General features: G+C 66.0%; 17 protein-coding genes and 1 other RNA gene. 15 read left to right on the plus strand and 3 right to left on the minus strand.

Features of this window, described 5'->3' with window-relative positions; translation table 11 throughout:
* Positions 1-16 precede the first annotated feature (16 nt).
* From ffs to TZ00_RS10950, 7 genes are all read left to right on the plus strand, one after another.
* An RNA gene (gene ffs, locus TZ00_RS19320) (signal recognition particle sRNA small type) lies at positions 17-113 on the plus strand.
* 164 nt (positions 114-277) lie between these two features.
* Complete coding sequence (locus TZ00_RS10925; protein ID WP_052521491.1) at positions 278-922, plus strand: SipW-dependent-type signal peptide-containing protein; 645 nt, start codon at positions 278-280, stop codon at positions 920-922.
* A 5-nt stretch (positions 923-927) separates the two neighbouring features.
* Positions 928-1,569, plus strand: a complete 642-nt coding sequence (locus tag TZ00_RS10930) for a SipW-dependent-type signal peptide-containing protein (protein WP_044441700.1) — start codon at positions 928-930, stop codon at positions 1,567-1,569.
* Complete coding sequence (locus TZ00_RS10935; protein WP_044441956.1) at positions 1,566-2,180, plus strand: signal peptidase I; 615 nt, start codon at positions 1,566-1,568, stop codon at positions 2,178-2,180. The genes TZ00_RS10930 and TZ00_RS10935 overlap by 4 nt, the downstream gene beginning before the upstream one ends.
* On the plus strand, positions 2,180-2,701 hold the full coding sequence (locus TZ00_RS10940) for a hypothetical protein (RefSeq protein WP_044441702.1): 522 nt from the start codon (positions 2,180-2,182) through the stop codon (positions 2,699-2,701). The genes TZ00_RS10935 and TZ00_RS10940 overlap by 1 nt, the downstream gene beginning before the upstream one ends.
* Positions 2,702-2,805: 104 nt before the next feature.
* On the plus strand, positions 2,806-4,956 hold the full coding sequence (gene pta / locus TZ00_RS10945; protein WP_044441704.1) for a phosphate acetyltransferase: 2,151 nt from the start codon (positions 2,806-2,808) through the stop codon (positions 4,954-4,956).
* Positions 4,953-6,137 carry an acetate/propionate family kinase gene (locus TZ00_RS10950; RefSeq protein ID WP_044441706.1) on the plus strand — a complete coding sequence of 395 codons (1,185 nt, stop codon included), beginning with the start codon at positions 4,953-4,955 and terminating at the stop codon, positions 6,135-6,137. Before pta ends, TZ00_RS10950 begins: the two co-directional genes overlap by 4 nt.
* Before the next feature lie 22 nt (positions 6,138-6,159).
* Here TZ00_RS10950 and TZ00_RS10955 read toward each other — a convergent pair whose 3' ends face one another.
* Both TZ00_RS10955 and TZ00_RS10960 read right to left on the minus strand, forming a co-directional pair.
* Positions 6,160-8,880: a LuxR C-terminal-related transcriptional regulator gene (locus TZ00_RS10955; protein WP_161793765.1), complete on the minus strand. Its 2,721-nt coding sequence runs from the start codon at positions 8,878-8,880 to the stop codon at positions 6,160-6,162.
* Between the two features lie 156 nt (positions 8,881-9,036).
* A complete protein-coding gene (locus TZ00_RS10960; RefSeq protein ID WP_044441710.1) occupies positions 9,037-9,471 on the minus strand; it encodes a GNAT family acetyltransferase in 435 nt (144 codons plus the stop codon).
* Between the two features lie 85 nt (positions 9,472-9,556).
* On the opposite strand from TZ00_RS10960, the gene TZ00_RS10965 reads away from it, so the two are divergent.
* From TZ00_RS10965 to TZ00_RS20130, 7 genes are all read left to right on the plus strand, one after another.
* A complete protein-coding gene (locus TZ00_RS10965) occupies positions 9,557-11,716 on the plus strand; it encodes a DNA polymerase III subunit gamma and tau (protein WP_044441712.1) in 2,160 nt (719 codons plus the stop codon).
* Positions 11,717-12,316, plus strand: coding sequence for a recombination mediator RecR (gene recR, locus TZ00_RS10970; RefSeq protein ID WP_044441714.1), 600 nt, complete (start codon positions 11,717-11,719; stop codon positions 12,314-12,316). It begins immediately after the preceding gene.
* Positions 12,317-12,324: 8 nt separating this feature from the next.
* Complete coding sequence (locus TZ00_RS10975) at positions 12,325-14,031, plus strand: bifunctional 3'-5' exonuclease/DNA polymerase (RefSeq protein WP_044441958.1); 1,707 nt, start codon at positions 12,325-12,327, stop codon at positions 14,029-14,031.
* A 60-nt stretch (positions 14,032-14,091) separates the two neighbouring features.
* A complete protein-coding gene (locus TZ00_RS10980) occupies positions 14,092-15,387 on the plus strand; it encodes an aspartate kinase (RefSeq protein WP_044441715.1) in 1,296 nt (431 codons plus the stop codon).
* A 497-nt stretch (positions 15,388-15,884) separates the two neighbouring features.
* Complete coding sequence (locus TZ00_RS10985; RefSeq protein ID WP_152631170.1) at positions 15,885-16,547, plus strand: hypothetical protein; 663 nt, start codon at positions 15,885-15,887, stop codon at positions 16,545-16,547.
* Between the two features lie 162 nt (positions 16,548-16,709).
* Positions 16,710-17,777: an aspartate-semialdehyde dehydrogenase gene (locus tag TZ00_RS10990; protein ID WP_044441717.1), complete on the plus strand. Its 1,068-nt coding sequence runs from the start codon at positions 16,710-16,712 to the stop codon at positions 17,775-17,777.
* 70 nt (positions 17,778-17,847) lie between these two features.
* On the plus strand, positions 17,848-18,447 hold the full coding sequence (locus TZ00_RS20130; RefSeq protein ID WP_044441718.1) for a DUF1707 SHOCT-like domain-containing protein: 600 nt from the start codon (positions 17,848-17,850) through the stop codon (positions 18,445-18,447).
* On the opposite strand, the gene TZ00_RS11000 is transcribed toward TZ00_RS20130, so the two are convergent.
* The gene (locus TZ00_RS11000; protein ID WP_052521492.1) at positions 18,444-20,021 is read right to left on the minus strand and encodes a carbohydrate-binding protein; all 1,578 of its coding nucleotides are present in this window, start codon (positions 20,019-20,021) and stop codon (positions 18,444-18,446) included. The genes TZ00_RS20130 and TZ00_RS11000 overlap by 4 nt on opposite strands.
* Positions 20,022-20,118: 97 nt before the next feature.
* Here TZ00_RS11000 and TZ00_RS11005 point away from each other — a divergent pair, with 97 nt between their 5' ends.
* Positions 20,119-22,461 (plus strand): glycosyltransferase family 2 protein, encoded by a 2,343-nt coding sequence (locus TZ00_RS11005; RefSeq protein ID WP_084606059.1) that lies wholly within the window; start codon positions 20,119-20,121, stop codon positions 22,459-22,461.
* The last annotated feature ends 4 nt before the right edge of the window (positions 22,462-22,465 follow it).

Raw genomic sequence — 22,465 nt, forward strand, 5'->3', positions numbered from 1 at the left:
CTCGCGTAAAGTGGTTGACGGCTCCCCGCGTGGCGCCATCCAGGCCAACTCCCCCAGGACGGAAACGTAGCAAGGGTAACCGGGCTCTGGCGGGTGCGCGGGGGGTCTTTTCTTTTGCCTCGGTACTACTGAGACGAGTCCGTGGACTACTGGATTGTCTGCATTCGGCTGCTGGAGATCGGCCGTTTCGGCCCCCAGCCTCGCTTTCCCGTTCCACCATGTCGGGATCAGGCCGCACTGTGCGGCGAACGATCCGGGGGACTTGAGGGGCACCGACATGAGCACATCGACCAGCGAACACGCGACGACAGGGCAGGCGACAGAGCACGCCACGAGACGCAGGGGGATCGTTCGCGCGGTTCTCGCCGGCGGCCTCGTGCTCGGAGTGGGAGCCGCGGTGACACTCGCGGCCTGGAACGATTCCGAGTTCGCCACCGGCACCTTCGGGGCAGGATCGTTCAACCTCGAGGGCCAGGAGACGGCTGGGGGCGGGTTCACCGACCATGAAACGGCACCCGGTGCGGCCCTCACGTTCGTTGTCGAGCCGCTCAACCTGGCACCTGCTGACGTCGTCTACGCGCCGTTCGCCGTGCGCCTCGATGCGGCCACCACAACGGATGCGGTCGTGACGCTCAGCAGCGTCGGCGCGGGCGCGAACGCGGCCAACCTCACCTACGAAATCCTCACGACGACGGCATTCGAATGCGACGCCGACACGACCGGAACGTCGCTGGTTCCCGCGGGAACGGCCACCACGGCAGCAGACGCCGCGACGTTCGACCTGACTCAGGGCGCGGCCGCGGCCGCGGGGGATCCCGTGAACCTCTGCCTGATCGTGACCGCCGGCGGCGGCCTCGTCGAAGGGGCCGCAGCAACCGTGACGTGGGAGTTCGCCGCCGAGTCGGTGTCGGACAACGACTGAGAACGATGCGTCACGCACACAGGCCCCGGGCCGAGGACCGTTCCCGCCGCTTTGCGCGAATCAGGGCGATCCTGGCCGGTGGCCTCGTGCTCGGCGTCGGAGGGTCGCTGACCATGGCGGCCTGGACTGACAGCGAGTTCGGCCAGGCCACGTTCACAGCGAGCAGCTTCAACACCGAGTCGTCGATCAATACAGGTTCGACCTGGGCCGACTCGACGGCCGCCGCGCCGCTTGTCTTCGCCTTCTCTGCCGCAGCCATGTCGCCCACCACCGTGAAGTACGCGCCATTCTGGGTTCGCACGAAGACGGTGTCGCTCGATGGCACGCTGGCGCTGCAGACCGCGACGTCCAACAACACGGCTTTCGCGGCAGCGCTCAAGTACCGCGTGGTCCGTTACTCCACCGGCACGTGCGACTCGAGCCAGTTCAGTGCCGGAGCGGTCTACATCGTGGGCGCAGCGGGGCTTCCCGCCGCAGGGGGTGCCGCGCTCACCAGCACGCCGACGGTGACCACGGGCGTGGCGGCCAACCAGTCGGCCGTGACCCAACTCTGCTTCGAGGTGTCGATGAACGCCGATGCCCCGAACACCCTGCAGGGAGGAAGCATCACCGCCACGTGGGAAGTGAAGGCGACCTCGAGCTCATGATCGAAACCGTGGCCGCAGTCGACTCGGGGGTCCGATCAGACTCCCCGGCATCCACCGCGCACGGTCGGCGACGCGGCGTCGTGCGCGAGGTGCTCCTAAACATCGCATCCGTACTGGGTGCTGCGTGCATCGCGCTCACGCTGGCCGCGCTGCTGTTCAACATCACGCTGATCATGTTCAAGACCGGGTCGATGTCTCCGACGATCCCCGCCGGGTCGCTCGCCCTCGTGCGCGAGATTCCGGCATCCGAAGCGAAAGTCGGCGACGTCGTGACCGTCGACCGCCCCGACCAGCTGCCCGTCACCCATCGGGTGGTCGCGACCGAACCGGGCGTCGGCGGGCAGACGATCCTGACCCTGCGCGGCGATGCCAACCCGGTCGACGACCCCGCGCCGTACACCGTGTCGACCGTGCGCATCGTCATGGCATCCATTCCCGGGCTCGCCGTCGCCGTCGTGGCGATGTCGAATCCTGTGGCCCTCGGCTCGGTGACCCTCGTCGTCGCCTCGTTCATCACTTGGTATTTCTGGCCCCGCTCGCAGCGGGCCGAGCGAACGACCCGCGGTCGGCACGGGCCCGACACAAAGTCGTTCGGAGGAAGCGTCGGCTGATGCGGCGGGGGAGCAGGATCGCTGCCCTGGTGGTGGGCGCAGCCCTGATCGCGGCATGGGGCATCGGCGGCGGCGTCGACGAGACCGAGGCCTCCTGGACGGACCAGGAATTCGCCCGGACCACATTGACCGCTACGACGATCCCGAACCCGGTCATCCAGAGCTGCGTGCTCAGCCCCGGAACGCTGGGGACGAACCCCACGATCACGATGAAGTGGAACTTTCCGGCGGGCACGGGCTACGCGGCTCCGGCGAACGTCGCGTATGCGGTGGCGGAGGGCGGCCTTCTGTCGAACCTCACGGTGGCGTTGCTCGGCCAGGGGATCACCACGAGCGGACCGGTGTCGGGGACCTACACCACGACGTTCAGCAGTTCCCTTCTCGGGGGACTGCTGGGCGGCAGCTACGGGCTCTACCTGCAGACCGTCGACGCGACGGGATGGACCTCTGGGCGGGCCGGAGCCACCGCCGCCATGGGCCTGGTCGGGGCGAATCCCACGTGCGCGCCGAACCCGACCTGATCGGACTGCACGTCTTCTCGACCTGACAGGATTCCCCGTTGAACAACAGCGCGAGCGCATAGGGTTAGGAGCGCCTAAGTAACCACAAGTTCGAAGGATCCTAAGTGTCGAGAAGCATTTACGTCGCCTCAGCCGAAGGCCACTCCGGCAAGTCAACGATCGCGCTGGGGGTGCTCGACACCCTGTGCCACTCGCTGCAGCGGGTCGGCGTCTTCCGGCCCATCGCGCGCTCGGTCGCAGAACGCGACTACGTTCTCGAGATGCTCCTGGCGCACGACGGCGTCGAGCTGAGCTACGAGCAGACCATCGGCGTCACCTACGACGACGTGCACAACGACCCGGATGCCGCCCTGTCAGTCATCGTCGAGCGCTACAAGGCGGTCGAGCGCGAATGCGACGCTGTGGTCATCCTCGGCTCCGACTACACCGACGTCGGCAGCCCCTCCGAACTCTCATTCAACGCGCGAGTCGCGGCGAACCTCGGAGCTCCCGTGCTGCTGGTGCTGGGTGGGCGAAAGGGCCAGGGATCTTCGGAGACGCTCGGCTACTCCGAGTCGCGGACGCCCGACGACATGCGGCAGCTCACCGAACTTGCCCAGGTCGAACTCAAACTGGCGCATGCCACGCTGCTCGGCATCGTGTCGAACCGCGCCGACCCCGAGCGGCTCGACGAGACTCGGGATGCGATCGGTTCCGCCATCGACAGCCCGGCATCCGTTCCGATCTGGGCGATTCCCGAAGACCGGGTGCTCGTCGCTCCGACCATGCAGCACCTCGTGGAGGCCACCGCTGGATCACTGCTCTCGGGCGATCCGCTCCTGCTCAACAGAGAAGCCCTCGGAGTGGTCGTTGCGGGCATGTCGATGGTCAACGTGCTTCCTCGCCTCACCGAGAGTGCGGTCGTCGTCATCCCTGCAGACCGCTCCGAGGTGCTCCTCGCGGTTCTTATGGCGAACGCCTCTGGAACCTTCCCCTCGCTCTCCGGCATCGTCCTCAACGGAGGTTTCGAGCTACCCGAACCGATCACGCGTCTGATCTCGGGCCTCGATTCGACTCTGCCGATCGTGACGACCGACCTCGGAACCTACGACACGGCGCTGCGCATCACGTCGACTCGCGGGCGCCTCGCGGCCGACTCGCAGCGCAAATACGACAGCGCACTTGCGCTGTTCGAGCAGCATGTCGACGGCGCGAAGCTGCTCGAGTTGCTTGACGTGAGTTCGTCGACAGTCGTCACTCCGCTCATGTTCGAGTACGGCCTCATCGATCAGGCGCGGCACGTGCGCCGGCACATCGTTCTTCCCGAGGGCGACGACGACCGTGTGCTGAAAGCCGCGAGCACCGTGCTGGCACGCGGCATCGCAGAACTCACGATCGTGGGAGAAGAGGACGAGGTGCGCACCAGGGCTGCCGGTCTCGGACTTGACCTCGAGGGCGCGCACATCGTGAGCGTGTTCGACGAGAAGTACCGCCAGCCGTTCGCCGAGGAGTACGCGCGGCTGCGCGCGCACAAGGGAATCACCCTCGAGCAGGCGCGCGACACGGTCACTGACGTGTCGTACTTCGGAACCATGATGGTGAAGCTCGGCCTCGCCGACGGCATGGTCTCTGGCGCCGCGCACACCACGGCGCACACCATTCGACCGGCGTTCGAGGTCATCAAGACCCAGCCCGGTGTATCCGTCGTCTCGAGTGTCTTTCTCATGGCGCTCGCCGACCGCGTGCTGGTCTACGGCGACTGCGCCGTCATCCCCGACCCCACCGCCGAGCAGCTCGCCGACATCGCCATCTCGTCGAGCGCCACGGCCACTCAGTTCGGCGTCGAGCCACGCATTGCGATGCTCTCGTACTCCACAGGAACGTCGGGCTCGGGCGCAGAGGTCGAGAAGGTTCGAACAGCGACCGGTCTCGTGCGCGAGCGGCGCCCCGACCTGCTGGTCGAGGGTCCGATCCAGTACGACGCCGCAGCGGATGCCGCGGTGGCGGCCACGAAGATGCCCGACAGCCAGGTGGCCGGTCGCGCCACGGTGTTCATCTTCCCCGACCTCAACACGGGTAACAACACCTACAAGGCGGTGCAGCGCAGCGCCGGTGCCGTGGCTATCGGGCCCGTGCTGCAGGGACTCAACAAGCCGATCAACGATCTCTCCCGCGGCGCGCTTGTGGCCGACATCGTGAACACCATCGCCATCACGGCAATCCAGGCGGCCGCCCAGCCCGTCGACGCCGTCGCAGAAGAAGGAGTCTCCGCGTGAGCGCTATCCTCGTGGTGAACTCCGGTTCGTCATCGTTCAAGTACCAGCTCATCGAGATGACCACCGAAGAGGTGCTCGCCTCCGGCCTTGTCGAGCGCATCGGCGACGAGACCGGGCACTCCAAGCACACGAACGCCCAAGGATCGAGCGAGCTCGACCTGCCGATCCGCGATCACTCGCAGGGGTTCCAGGTGATGCTCGACGCGTTCCGAGCGAACGGGCCGTCGCTCGACGAGCATCCGCCCGTCGCTGTCGGACACCGCGTTGTGCACGGCGGAAAGCGATTCTTCGAGGCGACGGTCGTGACCGACCTCGTGAAGATCAATATCGACGACCTCGCCGACCTCGCGCCACTGCACAATCCGGCGAACCTGCAGGGTATCGAGGCGGCTCAGAAGGCGTTTCCCGATGTGCCGCACGTGGCGGTGTTCGACACCGCGTTCCACTCGACCCTCTCTCCCGCCGCTTACACCTACGCCATCGACAAGAAGCTCGCCGACCAGCACCGCATCCGGCGATACGGGTTCCACGGCACGTCGCACAAGTTCGTGTCTGAGGCCGCGGCGGCGTTCCTCGGGCGGCCGCTCGACGACACGAAGACGATCGTGCTGCACCTCGGCAACGGGGCGTCCGCCTGTGCCGTCTCCGACGGAAAGTCGGTCGAGACGTCGATGGGTATGACGCCGTTGGAGGGACTCGTTATGGGCACTCGCTCGGGCGATCTCGATCCCGCCGTGCTGTTCCACCTGCATCGCAAGACGGGCCAGACGTTCGACGATCTCGACACACTTCTCAATCGTGGCAGCGGCATCCTGGGCCTCTCGGGCTACGGCGACATGCGCGACATGATCGCCGCAGCGCGCTCGGGCGATGCAGAAGCGCAGGCAGCCCTCGACGTCTATCTGCACCGCCTGAAGCACTACGTGGGTGCCTACGCCGCGCAGCTCGGCGGGCTCGACGCGATCGTCTTCACGGCGGGAGTGGGGGAGAACACCCCGCTCATCCGGGCCGGGGCGCTCGCGGGACTCGGCATCCTGGGCATCGAGATCGATGAGGAGCGCAACGAGTCGACCGAGCGCGGGCCCCGGCTCATCTCGACGGATGCGTCGCGCGTCGCAGTCCTCGTGATTCCCACGAACGAGGAACTGGAGATCGCCCGACAGTCGCTGGCCGTGATCTGAGGTCAGACCGGCGGTGGCAGCCTTACCCTCTCACGATCGATCTGAGCTCCGACCGGGGTATGGCGCCAAGTTTTGATCGCGCCTGCAAGACGTGCGACTCCACTGTGCGCACGCTGAGGTAGAGATGAGAGGCTATCTCGGCGTTCGTGAGGCCGTCGGCCGCGAGCGTGACAACCTCGAGTTCGCGAGGCGTGAGCTTGGCGAGTCTTCGGGCGGCGAGCTCGTCCGCCTCACCGCCCATTGCGTCGTGTTCGGGTGAGGCGTTGTCGTCGACGAGCTGCAGCGAGGGAACATGGCGACGAATCGCCTCCGCCTGGGCGAGGGCGGCGTCGCGACGTGACTCGTTGGCGGAATCACCGTGGATCGTCGCGGCCGTTGTGAATGAGAACACCGCCTCCCACCAGAACTCGAGCGCGGCGAGTTCAGCGCCGATGCGCTCGAGCTCGTCGGCGTCACCGTCGGCCGAGGCGCGCAGATGGCCTTCGAGGAGCCTGGTCGAGTCCCACATCTGCTGAGAGGGCAGCTGCTCGATCTCCATGACCAGTTCCTCGGGGTCGTCCCCGAGTGCAGCGGCCACATGGAGCGGCCTCACAGCGAAGAAGCGCGAATCCGACCGGGCGTCTGCGAGCGCGCGGCACGCGGCGGCTGACCCAGCCAGATCTCCGTCGTGAGCCTTCAGCCGAGCGCTGAGTTGACTGGAGTACTGGGCCAGCCACGGCGTGCTCTCACGGGTGATGGCCGAGATCTCGCGCTCCACGAGGAGGGCGTCGTCGTAGCGGTGAAGGGCGGCGAGGGCGTTCGAACGGAGCAGCTGTATCCAGGTCGTCCACTTCATCTGCGTGCTATATCCCACACGCTCGAGAGCCCGTTGCAGCTCATTCTCTGCGCGCTCCGCCTGCCCCTTCTCGAGGGCGAGGTGGCCGGCGGCGAGATTCACCAGCGCCATGCCATACTCATCGGACGATTCGACCGTTCGCAACGCGAACGACTCCAGCTCCTGAGCAAGGCCCGCCCTGTCGTGGCCGACGGCCCCGCGCACCAGCGACGCCTGCATAACGAACTCGGTGATGACCCCGCTGCGATCGCCACGTTTCACTCCAGAAGAGGCGGAAGCGGAGAGTGCGGGGGCGACCATGGCCCAGCCGGTGCGGAGCACGCGTTCGAACTTCGATGTCTCGCCGCGGTAGACATAGCACGGCATCAACTCGGTGATCGCCCGCAGAACGAACGGCGAAGAGGAGGCATCGCTTTCGGCGATACCCTCCATCTCCTCGACCCCGTCGGCGTAGCAACTGAGCATCATGCGCGAGCGGGCCCTCGCGAACGAGGCCCATTCGTCGAGAGCGGAGTCGACGGTGCCCCAGGAGCGTGCCTCCTCTTGCAGCCTGTCGAGCCGCTCGGACGACGGTCCGTGCTGGCCCAGCAGCTGTATCCACCAAGCGAGATAGAGAGCGTCCTGTCTTGGATCCGTGTGTGGAACGTGAACGCGCTCCAGGACATCGATGGCCTCCTGAAACTTGCCTAGTTTCACGAGGCAGCGAGACAGCTGCTCGACCCCAGTGAGAGTGGGCTCGTAGCTGAGAGATCTGTGAGCGAGCATCCGGGCGGAGCCCGGCATCCCGTTCTCGTTCGCGTGGCGGGCGGCACGGGCCAGCAGAACGGCAACCTGGCTCGACGACATGTCGTCGAGCGGATCGTGACTGGGGTCGTTCAGAAGGTATTCGGCGGCGAACGCGCATTCGGCGCCCGAGAGTTCGACCCCGGTGGACGCATCGTGCAGAAGCGCGAGTTCGACGACATGTCGTGCCTCGAGGGGATTCTCGCCTATCTGAATCGCGAGGGCTGCGCGAGCATAGAGCGAGCGACTGAAGACGCAGTCCGGAGTTCGCTGGTCGTAGCGGACGAGTCCCCGCCGGAGCAGGGATCTCAGCGCTGTACTGCCGACGAGGCTCGCCGCTCTGGCGAACGGGGTGGGGCCGAGTCGTGCAAGGGTCACCAGCGCGTATTCCTCTTCCGCGCTCAACCGTCGGAGCAGAGGGCGCACGAAGTCGACGACGCGCGGAGACATGTACGACGGCCCGAGCAGCATGTTTTGCTGGCGGGCTGAGTAGGTTCCGCGCTGCAGTTCCTCGCGCGTCAGCTCCTCGAGCAGCCGTGGGTTTCCTTCAGCGAGCAGCATGATGCGGGCTCGGGTGACGATGTCGATGCGGTTCGGGCCGGCGATCGTCTCTACGATTCTCACAGCCTCGTCGTAGCCGACGCCGCCGAGATCGACGCGCGGAATGCCTCGCTCTGTCCAGAGATTCGTCAGTTCACGCAGGCTTTCCTCGGTGCGAGCGGCCGTGTACGAGACGCCGGTGTCCAGCGTGATAAGAACGCTGTGGTCTTGAGCGCTCGCGAGGTCGGCGAGACGGACGGTGTCATCGAGTCCGAGGAGATGCGCGTCCTCGACGATCAACAGTCCAGGATGTGAATCCATCTGCGCGATCAACTGCTCATCGCGCAGTCGAATGCAGGTGACCGTCTCGACCGTGCGTCCACGTGCGCGGGCCGCGGCGGCGCATGCGCGAGCGGCCCAACTCTTGCCCATGCCAGCAGGCGCCGCGATGATGACCGAGCCACCTGAGAGAATGATCGCCGAGGCCCGCGCGATCTCGGCCTCGCGGTTCTCGTCGAACGATTCTGCAAATGTGAGCAGCTCGGACTTGTAGGCCACATATCTGTGATCTGATGTTTGGCTCAAACCTGACACCCCCATGCACGGTCCCCTACGACCCGTATTAATTGATTGAGCCTACGCGGAGAACGCTCTCAGAGTCTTGGCCCGGACTACTGAGTTGTGGGACACCGAGTCTCAGTAGTCAGCGTCTCAGTAGTGAGGGGCTCGGTAGTCGGGGACTCAGTAGCTGCCGTCTGGGGAGTCGGCTATAAGGCGCTTTCCGTAGCTGACCGCGGCATCCTGCGTGTAGCCGAGGTGTTCGTAGAACGCGCGTACCTCTGTGTTGTCGCCGCGGATCTGCAGGTTGAGCTTCGGGCAGCCGAGCTCGATGAGCAGCCGCTCCGCCTCCTGCATCATGCGGCGACCGTAGTCGAGGCCTCGGGATCCGGGCGACACGGCCAGGTAGTTGACCCATCCGCGGTGGCCGTCGTAACCCACCATCGCGGCCGCCACGACCGCTCCCTCGGACTCGCCGACCAGGAACAGATCCGGCTGCACCGTCAGCTTGCGCTCGATGTCCTTGCGCGGATCGTTCCACGGGCGAACGAGCCCTGCGGCGGTCCACAACTCGATCACGGCATGGGCATCTTCGGGGGCGAAAGGGCGAATCTGCATCCCTCCATCCTGCCGGGTGAAGGCTCCGCCCACAGGCACCGGATGCGACGGGCACGGTGTCAGCGGCGACCGTTACGATTGCTGCATGGTCACCGCTCTCTACCGCCGCTATCGACCTGAGGCGTTCTCCGAGATGATCGGACAGTCGCAGGTGACCGATCCGCTTATGACGGCCCTTCGTACCAACAGGGTCAACCACGCCTATCTCTTCTCGGGCCCACGCGGCTGCGGCAAGACAACCTCGGCACGCATTCTCGCTCGCTGCCTCAACTGCGCCGAGGGGCCGACAGATACCCCGTGCGGCGTCTGCCCCAGCTGCGTCGAACTCGGTCGCGACGGCGGGGGTTCGCTCGACGTCGTCGAGATCGACGCCGCGAGCCACAATGGTGTCGACGATGCGCGCGACATTCGCGAGCGGGCGGTCTTTGCCCCCGCCCGCGACCGCTTCAAGATCTTCATTCTCGACGAGGCGCACATGGTCACGCCGCAGGGCTTCAACGCCCTGCTGAAGATCGTCGAAGAGCCGCCGGAGCACGTCAAGTTCATCTTCGCCACGACCGAGCCCGACAAGGTCATCGGCACCATCCGCTCACGCACGCATCACTACCCCTTCCGCCTCGTGCCTCCTGCCCAACTGCTCGAATATGTGCAGCAGCTGTGCGACAGCGAGGGCATGCAGGTCGCGCCCGGTGTGCTGCCGCTCGTCGTGCGTGCCGGCGGCGGTTCTCCGCGTGACACCCTCTCCCTGCTCGACCAGCTCATGGCGGGCTCGGAGAACAACACCGTCGAATACGAACGGGCAGTCGCCCTGCTCGGTTACACGCACTCCGCTCTTCTCGGCGAGGTGATCGATGCCATCGGCGTGCGCGACGCGGCGGCAGCGTTCGGCGCTGTCGACCGGGTCATCCAGACCGGCCAAGACCCCCGTCGTTTCGTCGAAGACCTGCTCGAGCGCCTGCGCGACATCATCATCGTCAGCGCCACGACCAGCATCGAGGCAGCCGGTGCCGTCTTACGAGGCGTTCCCACCGATGAACTGCAGGCCATGCACCACCAGGCGCAGCAGTTCGGCCACGCTGAACTCTCGCGCACGGCCGACATCGTCAACGCCGCTCTCACCGAGATGACCGGGGCAACCAGCCCTCGTCTGCACCTAGAGCTGATGGTGGCCCGAGTTCTCGTTCCCGCCAGCGACGACACCGAGCGCGGATCGCTCGCCCGTATCGAACGCCTCGAGCGCCGAGTCGGAGTCGAGACGGCCGATGCGCCTCGGGCCGCGGCGCCCGTTCAGCGTGCCGCTCCGGTTCCGGCTCCGGCTGCTGAACCCGTGCCTGTCGCCGTCGCTGAGGCCGCTCCCACGACCACGGGGCAGCAGATGGCCGCAGCGCCAGCCCCTTCCGGTGCAGACCCGACTCCCGAGGCAGCGCCGGTTGTCGCTTCGCCGCCACACATCGAGCCCGCTGCGCCTGCGCAGCCTGCGGTTCAGGCGGGGCCGGTTACTCTGGCGCAGGTTCGAGACACCTGGCCCGAGATCCTCGATGCGGTGCAGAAGACCAAGCGCAGCGCATGGTTGGTCGCGTTCACCGCGACAGTGCGGGCGTTCGAGAACGACGTCCTCACCCTCGAGTTCCCCAGCGAGAATGACGTCAACCAGTTCAGGCAGCAGCAGGCTCCAGGTCAGGGCGTCAGCGAGATCTTGCGGCAGGCGATCCTCGACCTGCTGGGTGTGCGCGTCAAATACATCGCTCGCGTCGAGCAACCGGTGGCCTCTGCCGCACCCCAGGCCAACTCGGCCCGGTCGCCCGAGTCCCCACCCACGGCGGCATCCGCATCCGAACCCGCCGTGGTACGCGAGCCGGCGTCACGCCCCGAGCCGGCGCGCGCGCCACAGAAGCCCGCCGAGGTCACCAGCTCCTGGGCCGTCGTCGCCATCCCGCAGTCAGATCCTGCGGCCGAGCCCGTGCCCGAAGAAGATCGCGAACCTGAACCCGATTTCCGGGAGCCCGTGTTCAGGCCCGCGCCGGCTGCTGCTGCGCAGGCCCCCGAGCAAGCCGCTCCGGCCGTACCCACGCCCACCTTCACCCGAGGTCGCCCCGAGACACCGCAGGCCCGCCCGGCGCCTGCCGCAACCACCGATTCCGGTCGTCAACGCTACGGCGAAGCCGTCGTTCGCGAGATCCTGGGCGCCAATTTCATCGAGGAGCAGCCCGTGGCTCCCCGCAACCCGCAGAGAAGCGACGGCTAAGTGTACGAAGGCATCGTCCAAGAGCTCATCGACGAGTTGGGCAGGCTTCCGGGCATCGGCCCGAAGTCGGCGCAGCGCATCGCGTTCCACATTTTGCAGACGGAGTCATTCGACGTCACCCGGCTCGCCGAGGTGCTCATCGAGGTGCGCGACAAGGTGCACTTCTGCTCGATCTGCGGAAACGTGTCAGAGCAAGAGACCTGCTCGATCTGCCGCGATCCTCGCCGCCAGCAGACCGTGATCTGTGTGGTCGAAGAGGCCAAAGACGTCGTCGCGATCGAGCGCACCAGAGAGTTCAGAGGGCTCTATCACGTGCTCGGCGGCGCTATCAGCCCGATCGATGGCATCGGTCCAGACAATCTGCGCATCCGTGAACTCATGCAGCGGTTGGCCGACGTCAACATCACCGAGGTCATCATCGCCACCGATCCCAACCTCGAGGGCGAAGCCACGGCCACCTACCTCTCGCGCCTGCTCAATACGCTTCAGATCCGCGTCACTCGCCTGGCATCCGGTCTTCCGGTCGGCGGCGATCTCGAGTACGCCGACGAAGTCACACTCGGCCGTGCCTTCGAGGGGCGTCGGCTCGTCGAGAGCTGATCGTGCACATCGCGGTCAGTGCATATACGGGACGTGCAGCTCCCGGCGCTGCCGGAGACGAGGCCGTGACGCTCACCGAGCTCGACGAGGCGGGCAGGCTTCTCGGTCAGCCTGAAACAGTCTCGCGCGACGAACTTCCGCACGCCGTCGCCCGGCGTGAAGAGCAGTCGCCGCGCTGGGTCTGGGACGACACTCGGCGCTGGTACCCGGCGCTGCTCGAGTCCGAGGTCGAGGTCGAACGCTGCGTCGACCTGCGTCTGTGCCACACCATCTTGCGCAATGCCGCCGCATCTGCAGAGTCAGAGCTCGCCCTCGCGCCGCCCTCATCGTGGGACGAGCCGAGCAGCTGGGCTGAACACGGCGAAACCGACACCCTGTTCGACCTCGGCGTGCAGCGCGGTCGTGACGATGCCGCGGGCGCAGACCCCGTCGAAGAGTTCCGTCTGCAGCGCGCAGCCGTGGCAGGTGCGGCCGATCCCAACCGCTTGTCGCTGCTACTCGCGGCGGAGTCCGCCGGCAGCCTCATCGCGATCGAGATGCAGTTCGCCGGCCTGCCGTGGAACGCGTCCCGGCACAACGAGCTTCTGGTCGAGCTGCTGGGGCAGCGACCGCCGCTGGGGCAGCGGCCTGCCCGCATGCACGAGCTGCTTCTCGAGATCCGCGCCGCGATCAATGACCCGGCCGCGAACCCGGATTCGCCCGTCGAGCTGGTCAAGTCGCTACGCCGCGCTGGAGTCGATGTCTCGAGCACGAACCGATGGGAACTCGCTCGCCACGAGCATCCGGTCATCGAGCCGCTGCTGGCCTACAAGAAGCTGTCTCGGCTGCTCACGGCCAACGGGTGGAACTGGATCGACACCTGGGTCGAGGGCGGGCGATTCCGCCCCGTTTACGTGCCCGGCGGAGTCGTTACCGGCCGCTGGGCGGCCGATGGCGGAGGAGCGCTGCAACTGCCCCACCAGGTCAGAGGCGCCGTCATCGCAGACCCGGGGTGGATGTTCGTGGTCGCCGACGCCGCGCAACTTGAGCCACGCATCCTCACCGCCATGTCAGGCGATCGCGCCATGGCCGTGGCGGGGCGCGACCGCGATCTCTACGACGGCATCGTCGCATCCGGTGCCGTCGACACGCGCGCACACGCCAAGGTCGGAATGCTCGGCGCCATGTACGGCGGAACCACGGGCGAGAGCGGCCGCATGCTTCCCCGGCTGGAGCGGGCCTACCCGGATGCCATCCGGTTCGTCGAAGAGGCAGCGCGGCTGGGAGAGAGCGGCGCCGTGGTGTCGACCCACCTGGGTCGCACGTCTCCGCGGCCGTCAGACGAGTGGCGCGAGCTGCAAGACGACGCTCGACAGGAGGGCGCGAGCGAGGCAGTGCAGGCCCGGGCGAAGACTGCGAGGCGAAGCTGGGGCCGTTTCACCCGCAACTTCGTTGTGCAGGGCACCGCAGCGGAGTGGGCGCTGGCATGGATGGCCGGACTCCGCCGCCGACTGGCGCTGCTCGACCCTGAGGCCACCCTTCGTGAACGACCCCACCTCGTCTTCTTTCTGCACGATGAGATCGTGGTGCACACGCCCGCCGCGCTCGCTGAGGCGGTCGCCACAGAGGTGCGCGCGGCAGCCGAAAGCGCGGGCAGGCTGCTGTTCGGGTCCGTACCGGTGCAGTTCCCGGTGACGGTCGCCGTGGTCGACAGCTACGACAAGGCCAAAGCATGACCCCGCCTGCCCGCTAAGATTGCACGCTGGGCCCATCCTCGTCATTTCAGGAGTGTTTACGTGAGCTTGATCGTGCAGAAGTACGGCGGATCATCGGTTTCCGACGCCGAGAGCATCAAGCGTGTCGCCAAGCGCATCGTCGAGACGCGCAAGGCGGGCAACGAGGTCGTCGTCGCTGTCTCCGCGATGGGCGACACCACAGACGAACTGCTCGACCTGGCCCACGCCGTTACACCGATGCCGGCGCCGCGCGAGCTCGACATGCTGCTGAGCGCGGGCGAGCGAATCTCCATGGCGCTGCTGGCCATGGCCATCAAGAGCCTGGGTCACGAGGCACGCTCGTTCACCGGCAGCCAGGCCGGCATGATCACGGATGCCCGGCACGGCTCGGCGCGCATCGTCGATGTCACGCCGGTGCGGCTTCGTGAAGCGCTCGACGAGGGCGCGATCGCGATCGTGGCGGGTTTCCAGGGTTTCAACCGCGACACCAAAGACATCACAACACTCGGTCGGGGCGGCTCCGACACGACCGCCGTCGCGCTTGCCGCGGCCCTCGACGCCGACGTGTGCGAGATCTACACCGACGTCGACGGCATCTTCACGGCCGATCCCCGAGTCGTTCCCAAGGCCAAGAAGATCGACCGCATCACCAGCGAAGAGATGCTCGAGCTGGCGGCCAACGGCGCCAAGGTGCTCTACATCCGAGCCGTCGAATACGCCCGTCGCCACGGAGTCACCCTGCACGTGCGCTCCTCGTTCAACAACAACGAGGGCACCATCGTCTACAACCCATCGGAGAACCCCGCGGAGGGTCTCCCCACAGAGAGCGAGAACGCCGTGGAAGAGCCACTCATCGCCGGAGTCGCGACAGACCTGGGCGAAGCCAAGATCACCGTCGTCGGAGTCCCCGATATCCCGGGCAAGGCGGCCCAGATCTTCAACCTCGTCGCCAAAACGGGTGCCAACATCGACATGATCGTTCAGAACGTGTCGGCCGCGTCGACGGGTCTCACCGACATCTCCTTCACGCTTCCGAAGACCGAGGGGCAGACGGTTCTCACCGCCCTGCGCGCCGACCAGAGCGACGTGGGCTTCGTCGGCCTGCAGTATGACGACCAGATCGGCAAGCTCGCGCTCGTCGGTGCCGGCATGCGAACGAACGCCGGTGTCTCGGCACGCCTGTTCACCGCCCTCTACGAGGCCGGAATCAACATCGAGATGATCTCCACGAGTGAGATCCGCATCTCGGTCGTGACCCGAGCCGACACCATCAACGACGCCCTGCGCGTGGTGCACACGGCCTTCGGCCTCGACGGCGACACCGAGGCGGTCGTGCACGGAGGAACGGGCCGCTAGCCCGACCCGTTCGCCACGAATGATGTTGCCCGGGGCGACGGATGTTGCCGGTCGCCCGGCAACATCCGTCGCGTTCGGCAACACTCGCCTCTAGCCGATCGAGTGAATGAGCCACTCCTCAACCGGTCGGTGCTGCTCAGGCTTGTGCACTCTTGGGTCTGAGTGCAGTTCTCGCGCTCTCGGCTCCGTTCATTCTGGGAGGCATGACAGCCCCGACATCCCGTAGGCCTCGAGCGACCGACCTCCTTCTCGCGCGCGATCTCGATCCTGATACTCTCCGGCAGCTTCAACGCTCTGCGGGCACCGACACGCGTCGGCTTCGTCGAGGTGTCTACGTGGCTGCAGACTCATAGGCCGGCCTCGACACGCACTCCCGTCAACTCGCGAATGTCCTCGCCGTCGACTCGACCCATCGGCATCCGGTCTTCGGCCACGTCTCGGCAGCCGCGATCTGGGGCCTTCCGCTGGCCGACCGTGCGTGGCCCGCAGAGGTGCACGTGATCGTCGGCCAGAGCTCATACGCGCGCAGCAAGAACGGTGTGGTGGTTCATCGTCAGCGGGTGGATGATGGCGATGTCGTCGAGCGCAACGGAGTGCTCGTCACAAGCCTCGAGCGCACGACGATCGACCTGGCGCGCACCATGCCGTTCCCCATTGCCGTCGCCGCGATCGACCTCACCCTGTATGAGAAGCGCGCGGGCCGACATGTTCTGACGCGAGAACAGCTCATCGAAGCGCTGCTCCGCTCGCCGCGCACGAACGGCCGCGCGCGGGCCAGGCGAGCCATCGATGCCGCGAGGGTCGGTGCCGACAACGCGGGCGAAACGCTGAGCAGGCTCGCGATCATCAAACTTGGCTTTCCGGAGCCTCTCCTTCAGGTTCAGCACGTGAATCCCAGGGGCGGCTTCTACTACACCGATCATGAGTGGCCCGAGTACAAGGCGATTGCGGAGTTCGATGGATTCGGCAAGTACCTGAAGCAGGCGTTGAAGCTCGGAGAGAGAGCCGGAGATGTCATCTATGAGGAGAAGATCCGGGAGGATCACCTTCGAGACGAGAACAACGACGTGACGCGGTGGGGTCCACCCGAGCTTCGCAACCCGCCTGAGATCGCGCGCCGCCTCCTGCGTATCGGAGTTCCCAGGATCACAGGGCGCTGAATGTTGCTTGGGGCGACGGATGTTGCCGGTCGCCCGGCAACATCCGTCGCTTTGGGCAACACCCATGCGGGGAGCCGGGGTTGTGGTCTCCGGGCGCAACGGGGCGGCTTGGTAATGTAAGAGTTTGCGGCAGATGGCCGCCCATCACCTGAGGAACTTACCGTGGCTGCACAGGCATTGAACGTTGGCGTTGTCGGAGCGACCGGACAGGTCGGCACAGTTATGCGCCGTCTGCTCGAGGAACGCGACTTTCCGATTGCGAGCATCCGCTTCTTTGCCACCGCCCGCTCGGCAGGCACGACCCTCGAGTTTCGCGGGGAGCAGATCGTCGTCGAAGACATCGAGACTGCAGACCCGACCGGCCTCGACATCGCCCTCTTCTCTGCCGGAGCCACCGGATCGCGTGCCCAGGCCCCCCGATTCGCCGCGGCCGGCGTGCTCGTGATCGACAACTCGAGCGCCTGGCGCATGGATCCCGACGTGCCGCTCGTGGTCAGCGAGGTCAACCCTCACGCGATCGCCGAGGCGCGCAAGGGAATCATCGCCAACCCCAACTGCACCACGATGGCCGCTATGCCGGTACTCAAGGTGCTGCACGCCGAGGCCGGCCTGACCAGGCTCATCGTCTCCACCTACCAGGCTGTGTCGGGCAGCGGCCTCAAGGGTGCCGAAGAACTCGCAGGGCAGGCGCGAGCGGCCGTCGCAGACCCCGACCTTCTGCAGCTCGTGCACCGCGGTGACGCGGTGTCGATGCCCGAACCGCAGACCTACGTGCGGCCCATCGCCTTCGATGTCATCCCGCTGGCCGGTTCGATCGTCGATGACGGCCTCAACGAGACCGATGAAGAGAAGAAGCTCCGCAACGAGAGCCGCAAGATCCTCGAGCTGCCCGAGCTTCTCGTCAGCGGCACCTGCGTGAGAGTTCCCGTGTTCACGGGGCACTCGCTCTCGATCAATGCCGAATTCGCCGAGGCTCTGAGCCCGGAACGGGCAACCGAGCTCTTGTCGGGCGCCCCGGGCGTCGAGCTCTCCGACGTTCCGACGCCGCTGCAGGCCGCGGGCAATGACCCCAGCTACGTCGGTCGCATCCGGGCCGACGAGGGAGCACCGGCGGGTCGCGGCCTGGCGCTCTTCATCAGCAACGACAACCTCCGCAAGGGCGCCGCTCTCAACGCCGTGCAGATCGCCGAGTACATTGCGGCCGAGCGTTCGGTCGCCGTCTCCGCCTAAGTCTCGCCTCGCCGCGCGCATCCGCTGTTCGGTGGATGCGCGCGCAGGCGCGGATTGACACAATGGCGGTATGAGCATTCCGGACTACTCGGGCAATCCCACTTATCGACTCAGTACGGCCGAACGTGACCGTGCAGTCACGGAGCTGCGCCAGCACGTGGCCGAGGGGCGTCTGACCGAGGCCGAATTCACCGAGCGCAGCAAGGCCGCGCGCACTGCCGTGACCCGAGGCGACCTCGCGCCGTTGTTCGAAGATCTGCCGGCCACCACGTTCCCTGCGTCTGTTGGTGAGGCGGCCCGATCCACCCCGGCGTCTCCGAGCGCATCCGCATCCGCGCCGACGGTCTTCGCCGAACCGCGCCCCACCGACGACATCCCCGACTATGGCGCGCCCGAGATCGAGCGAGTCGCGCCGCAGCCCGCGGCGCCCTCTGCGCAATATCCGACCCCGAGCGCAACCGAAGGCTGGAAGGATCCGCAGGCAAAGGAGCCGAGCCGCATCGGGGCCACGGTGATGGCCATCGTGCCGTTCGTCTCGCTCGCCCTGTTCTTCGTGACCGGCAGCGGCTTCGGCTGGGGGTACAGCTGGATATGGTTCGCGCTGATCCCGGTCACCGGCATCATCGTCTACGGCCCGAACGGCAGGCCGGACCGCAGACGGAGGCGCTAGCCGCCGGTGCCGGCCCCTACCGTGGGAATGCCGAGGATCGTGCGCACCTCGTTAGCGGTGAGGGCCCGCCACGGCGAGGCATCCTGATTGCTTCCGGATGCCTGCGGGCTGTCGCCCTGGGTCCACCACTTGGCCTCGTACGCAGTGCCGTCGAACATCACGAGATCGCCCTTGGTGTAGGTGCTCGTGCCCTGCCATGCCGGGTAGGTGCCGGCAGGCAGCGTCGGAACCGGAACCGGGGTCTCGCCCGGAAGGACCGGCCCCACGAGCTCCCACGGCGTCTCGGATGCCTGCAGCACCGGGTTGTCGGGGATATCGCCCTGGGTCCAGTACTTTGCTGTGTACACCTGGCGGTGCCACACGACCTTCGTGTCTTTCGGGTAGGCGGAGTCGGCGTCCCAGATCTGATAGGGGCTGGTGGCCGGGTCGTCGGTGAGGTCTTCTCTGTTGGTCGGAATCGATGTGGTGACGGCTCCGGCCGCCGCATCGGGAGAACCTGTCAGCGTGTCGCCGAGGAGCGCGGCGAACGAGAGATCGCCCTGGTTGACACCACTGCACGAGTCGCTCACCCGCGTGACGTCGGGATAGTTCGAGCCGCAGGTGGTGTCGCGGTTCAGCGACCACATCGAGACGCGGCCGACGCCGTTCTCTACAGCGAAGGCGTTGAGGGCCTTGGCGTCGTCGAGCGTGAAGATCTCGCCGGCAACGTCGTTCTGGCCGACCATGGGCGTGAGGCCGATCTTGTTCCACAGCTCGACCGGGCCGAGCGATATGCCCTGGCGGTCGTAGAGCGTGCGCAGTTGGCCGTGCACGGCGTTCGCCGCGGACGTCGAGGCGTCGAGCATCGACTGCCCCTTCTCGCGACTGTCGCCGTAGTCCATGGTCATCAGGTTGACGCCGGCCAGGTCGACGCCGGCATCGAGCATCCGAGTCACCTCGTCGGTGCCGTCGGTCGTGAGCCCCGACGGGGCGACGGGCAGGGTGAGCCAGACGGCCAGCGGTGAGCCCGTCCCGGCCCGATCTTTCTGGATGCTCGCAATCGCGGTCGCGCGACGGTCGTCCGAGGCGGTGTCGGTAAGGTTGGTGCCCTCGATGTCGAGGTCGATGGTTCTCAGCGAGTAGCGGTCGATGACCGACTCGTAGGCCTTCTTCAGCTTGTCCGGGTCGGTGCAGCCGGTTGACAGCTCGTCGTTGAGGAGCCCGCCGAACGACACGATCACGTCGCCGCCCTGCTGGGTGCGGCGCGCAATGCGCCGGTCGAGGTCGAGGGCCTGGTCGGCCTCGTCCATCGAGTAGTACGTTCCCCAGGAGGGGCTGCAGGGGTCGGTTTTGGATGCGACGACGAACGACAGCACGACGTTGTCGCCGGCCGAGTTGGCCGGGTTCTCGAACGCGAAGCTCGGCGTTGCCGTGACATCGACGTAGCCGGCCATCCAAGCCTTCGTTGTCACGCTCGTCGCGTCCTGAAACCATCTCCAGCCTTGAAAGCCGGAGAAGACGAGTCCCGCGATGAGGAGAAAGACGCCGGACAGCCGCACTATCGACAGGCGGCGCCCGGGAAAACGTGTAGACAAGAGTTCCCCTAAATGTTGATCGGTACTCACTTTCGCACAAAATCGTGAGAGACTGTCAACTTTGCAGGTATTGAGTACTTTTCTGGGGAGATTTGTCATGGTCGACGAAACGAAGACCCGGCGCCGGCAGTGGGGTTCTGAGCGGCGCAGCGAACCGCTATCGATCGTTCACCCAAAGCCGAGCTCGCGCACGGTCACGATGGGCCGTCTCGCCATCGTCGCCACCATCGGGTTCTGGATCATCTATGTGATCACGACGGTGTTCCGCGAGCTCGTGAACAATCCGGGTGCGGGGTTCCGCTTCACGCTCGAGGCGGTGAGCTATCTCCTCGTCGTCACGATTCTCACGTTCTCCGCCTTGATGTATCTGCTGGCTCGCCAGGGTGCGTTGTACCGGTTCCGAAGCCACGTTCGCGTTCCTCGCGGTGAGCTTGATCGCCACTTCGCCGAGTATTCCGACGGCATCACCGTGCTCGTTCCGAGCTATGCCGAAGAGACCAACGTCGTGCGCGCCACCCTGTGGTCCGCAGCGCTGCAGGAGTTTCCCGACCTACGCATCGTGTTGCTCCTCGACGACCCGCCGTACCCCACCGATCCTGAGAAGGCCGAGACTCTCGAGGCGACACGGGCGCTCGCAGCTCAGATCGATGCGGCCCTGAGAATTCCGGGTGAGCGCTTTCGCGCCTCGGTCGACGACCTCATGGAGCGTTTTGCTGCCGATGACACGGTGGCGCGCGCCGACGTAGAGAAACTCGTCGACGACTATGTCGCGGCGGCCGAGTGGCTCGAGGCGATGGCCGATACGGAGCAGGTCGGCGATCACGTCGACGAGTTCTTCGTCGATCAGATCGTGATGGGTCTCGCCCGCGAACTGAGACTGACGATTGTCGCGCTGGGCGGTGCTCTCGACCAGGACTCGTACCCCGATGCGGACCGCCTGATCACGCTTGCGCTCCGACTGTCGCGCATCTTCACCGCGCAACTCGACTACTTCGAACGCAAGAAGTTCGCGTCGCTGTCGCACGAGGCCAACAAGGCCATGAACCTCAACTCGTACATCGGTCTGATGGGTCGCGCCTGGACGACGGAGGATACCGTCGATGGTGTGGTCCTTCGTGAGGCAGAAGACGAGGCCTCGGCCGCTCTGGTCATTCCTGACACGACCTACCTGCTGACCCTCGACGCAGACTCACTACTGCTGCGCGACTACTGCGTGCGTCTCGTCTACCTCCTCGAGCAGCCCGAGAATGCTCGGGTGGCCGTGACGCAGACGCCGTATTCGGCATTCCGCGGTGCACCCACGCGCATCGAACGTGTCGCCGGTGCGACGACCGACCTCCAGCACATCCTGCACCAGGGCATGACGTACTACAACGCCACCTTCTGGGTGGGCGCCAACGCTGTCATCCGCAAGCGCGCGTTGGAGGACATCGTCGAGGTGGAGGTCGTCGCCGGCTTCGAGGTGAAGACGTTCATTCAGGACCGCACGGTCATCGAGGACACCGAGTCGAGCATCGACCTCGGAACCCACGGGTGGACACTCGTGAACTACCCCGAGCGCCTCAGCTACAGCGCGACCCCTCCCGACTTCGGTTCGCTCATCGTGCAGCGTCGTCGCTGGGCGAATGGCGGACTTCTCATTCTTCCGAAGTTCTGGGACCAGCTGAGGGAGCGTCGTTTCAACCGCGAGCGGGTGCTTCTCAGCGAGATTCTGCTGCGGTCCAACTACATGGCATCGATCGCGTGGGCGAGCTTCGGGCTGCTGTTCCTGCTCGCATACCCGTATGACAGTCGACTGCTGAGCCCCTTCGTGTTCCTCGCCGCGCTGCCGTACTTCATCGCCATGGGAAGCGACCTGCGCTCGGCCGGGCACCGCTTCAGCGACATCTTCCGCATCTACGGCTTCAACCTCGTTCTGCTTCCCGTCAACCTTGCGGGCGTCTTCAAGTCGTTCCAGCAGATGATCACGGGCGAGAAGATCCCGTTCGTGCGAACGCCGAAGGTCAAGAACCGCACGGCGGCACCCGCCCTCTATGTCATCACCCCGTATGTGATTGTGTTGTTCTCGTTGTTCACTCTCTATCGGGACATCGTTCTGCAGAACTGGGGCAACGCTCTGTTTGCTGCGTTCAACGCGATCATGGCCGCCGGAGCGATACGCGCCTACATCGGACTCTGGAACTCAGCTGTCGACGTGTGGCTCGGATTCCTGAACTTCCTCTACGTCGACCGCAAGAAGAAGAAAGAGCCTCAGCGTTCGCTCGTCGATCCGGATGCGCCGGTCGATTGGCAGACGATCCTGTATCACGGCGACCGACGGCTGGGTCGCGATCTGCGCCAGTCGAAGGATCGCCGCCGGAGGATCGGTATCCGCAGCAGTTCGCCTCGCAGCCGGATGACCGCGGGCAACGCAATCCAGAAGGTCGACCGCCCCGAATAACCGT

Origin of the sequence: Agreia bicolorata (genome assembly GCF_000938265.1) — a bacterium.
Lineage (GTDB): Bacteria > Actinomycetota > Actinomycetes > Actinomycetales > Microbacteriaceae > Agreia > Agreia bicolorata.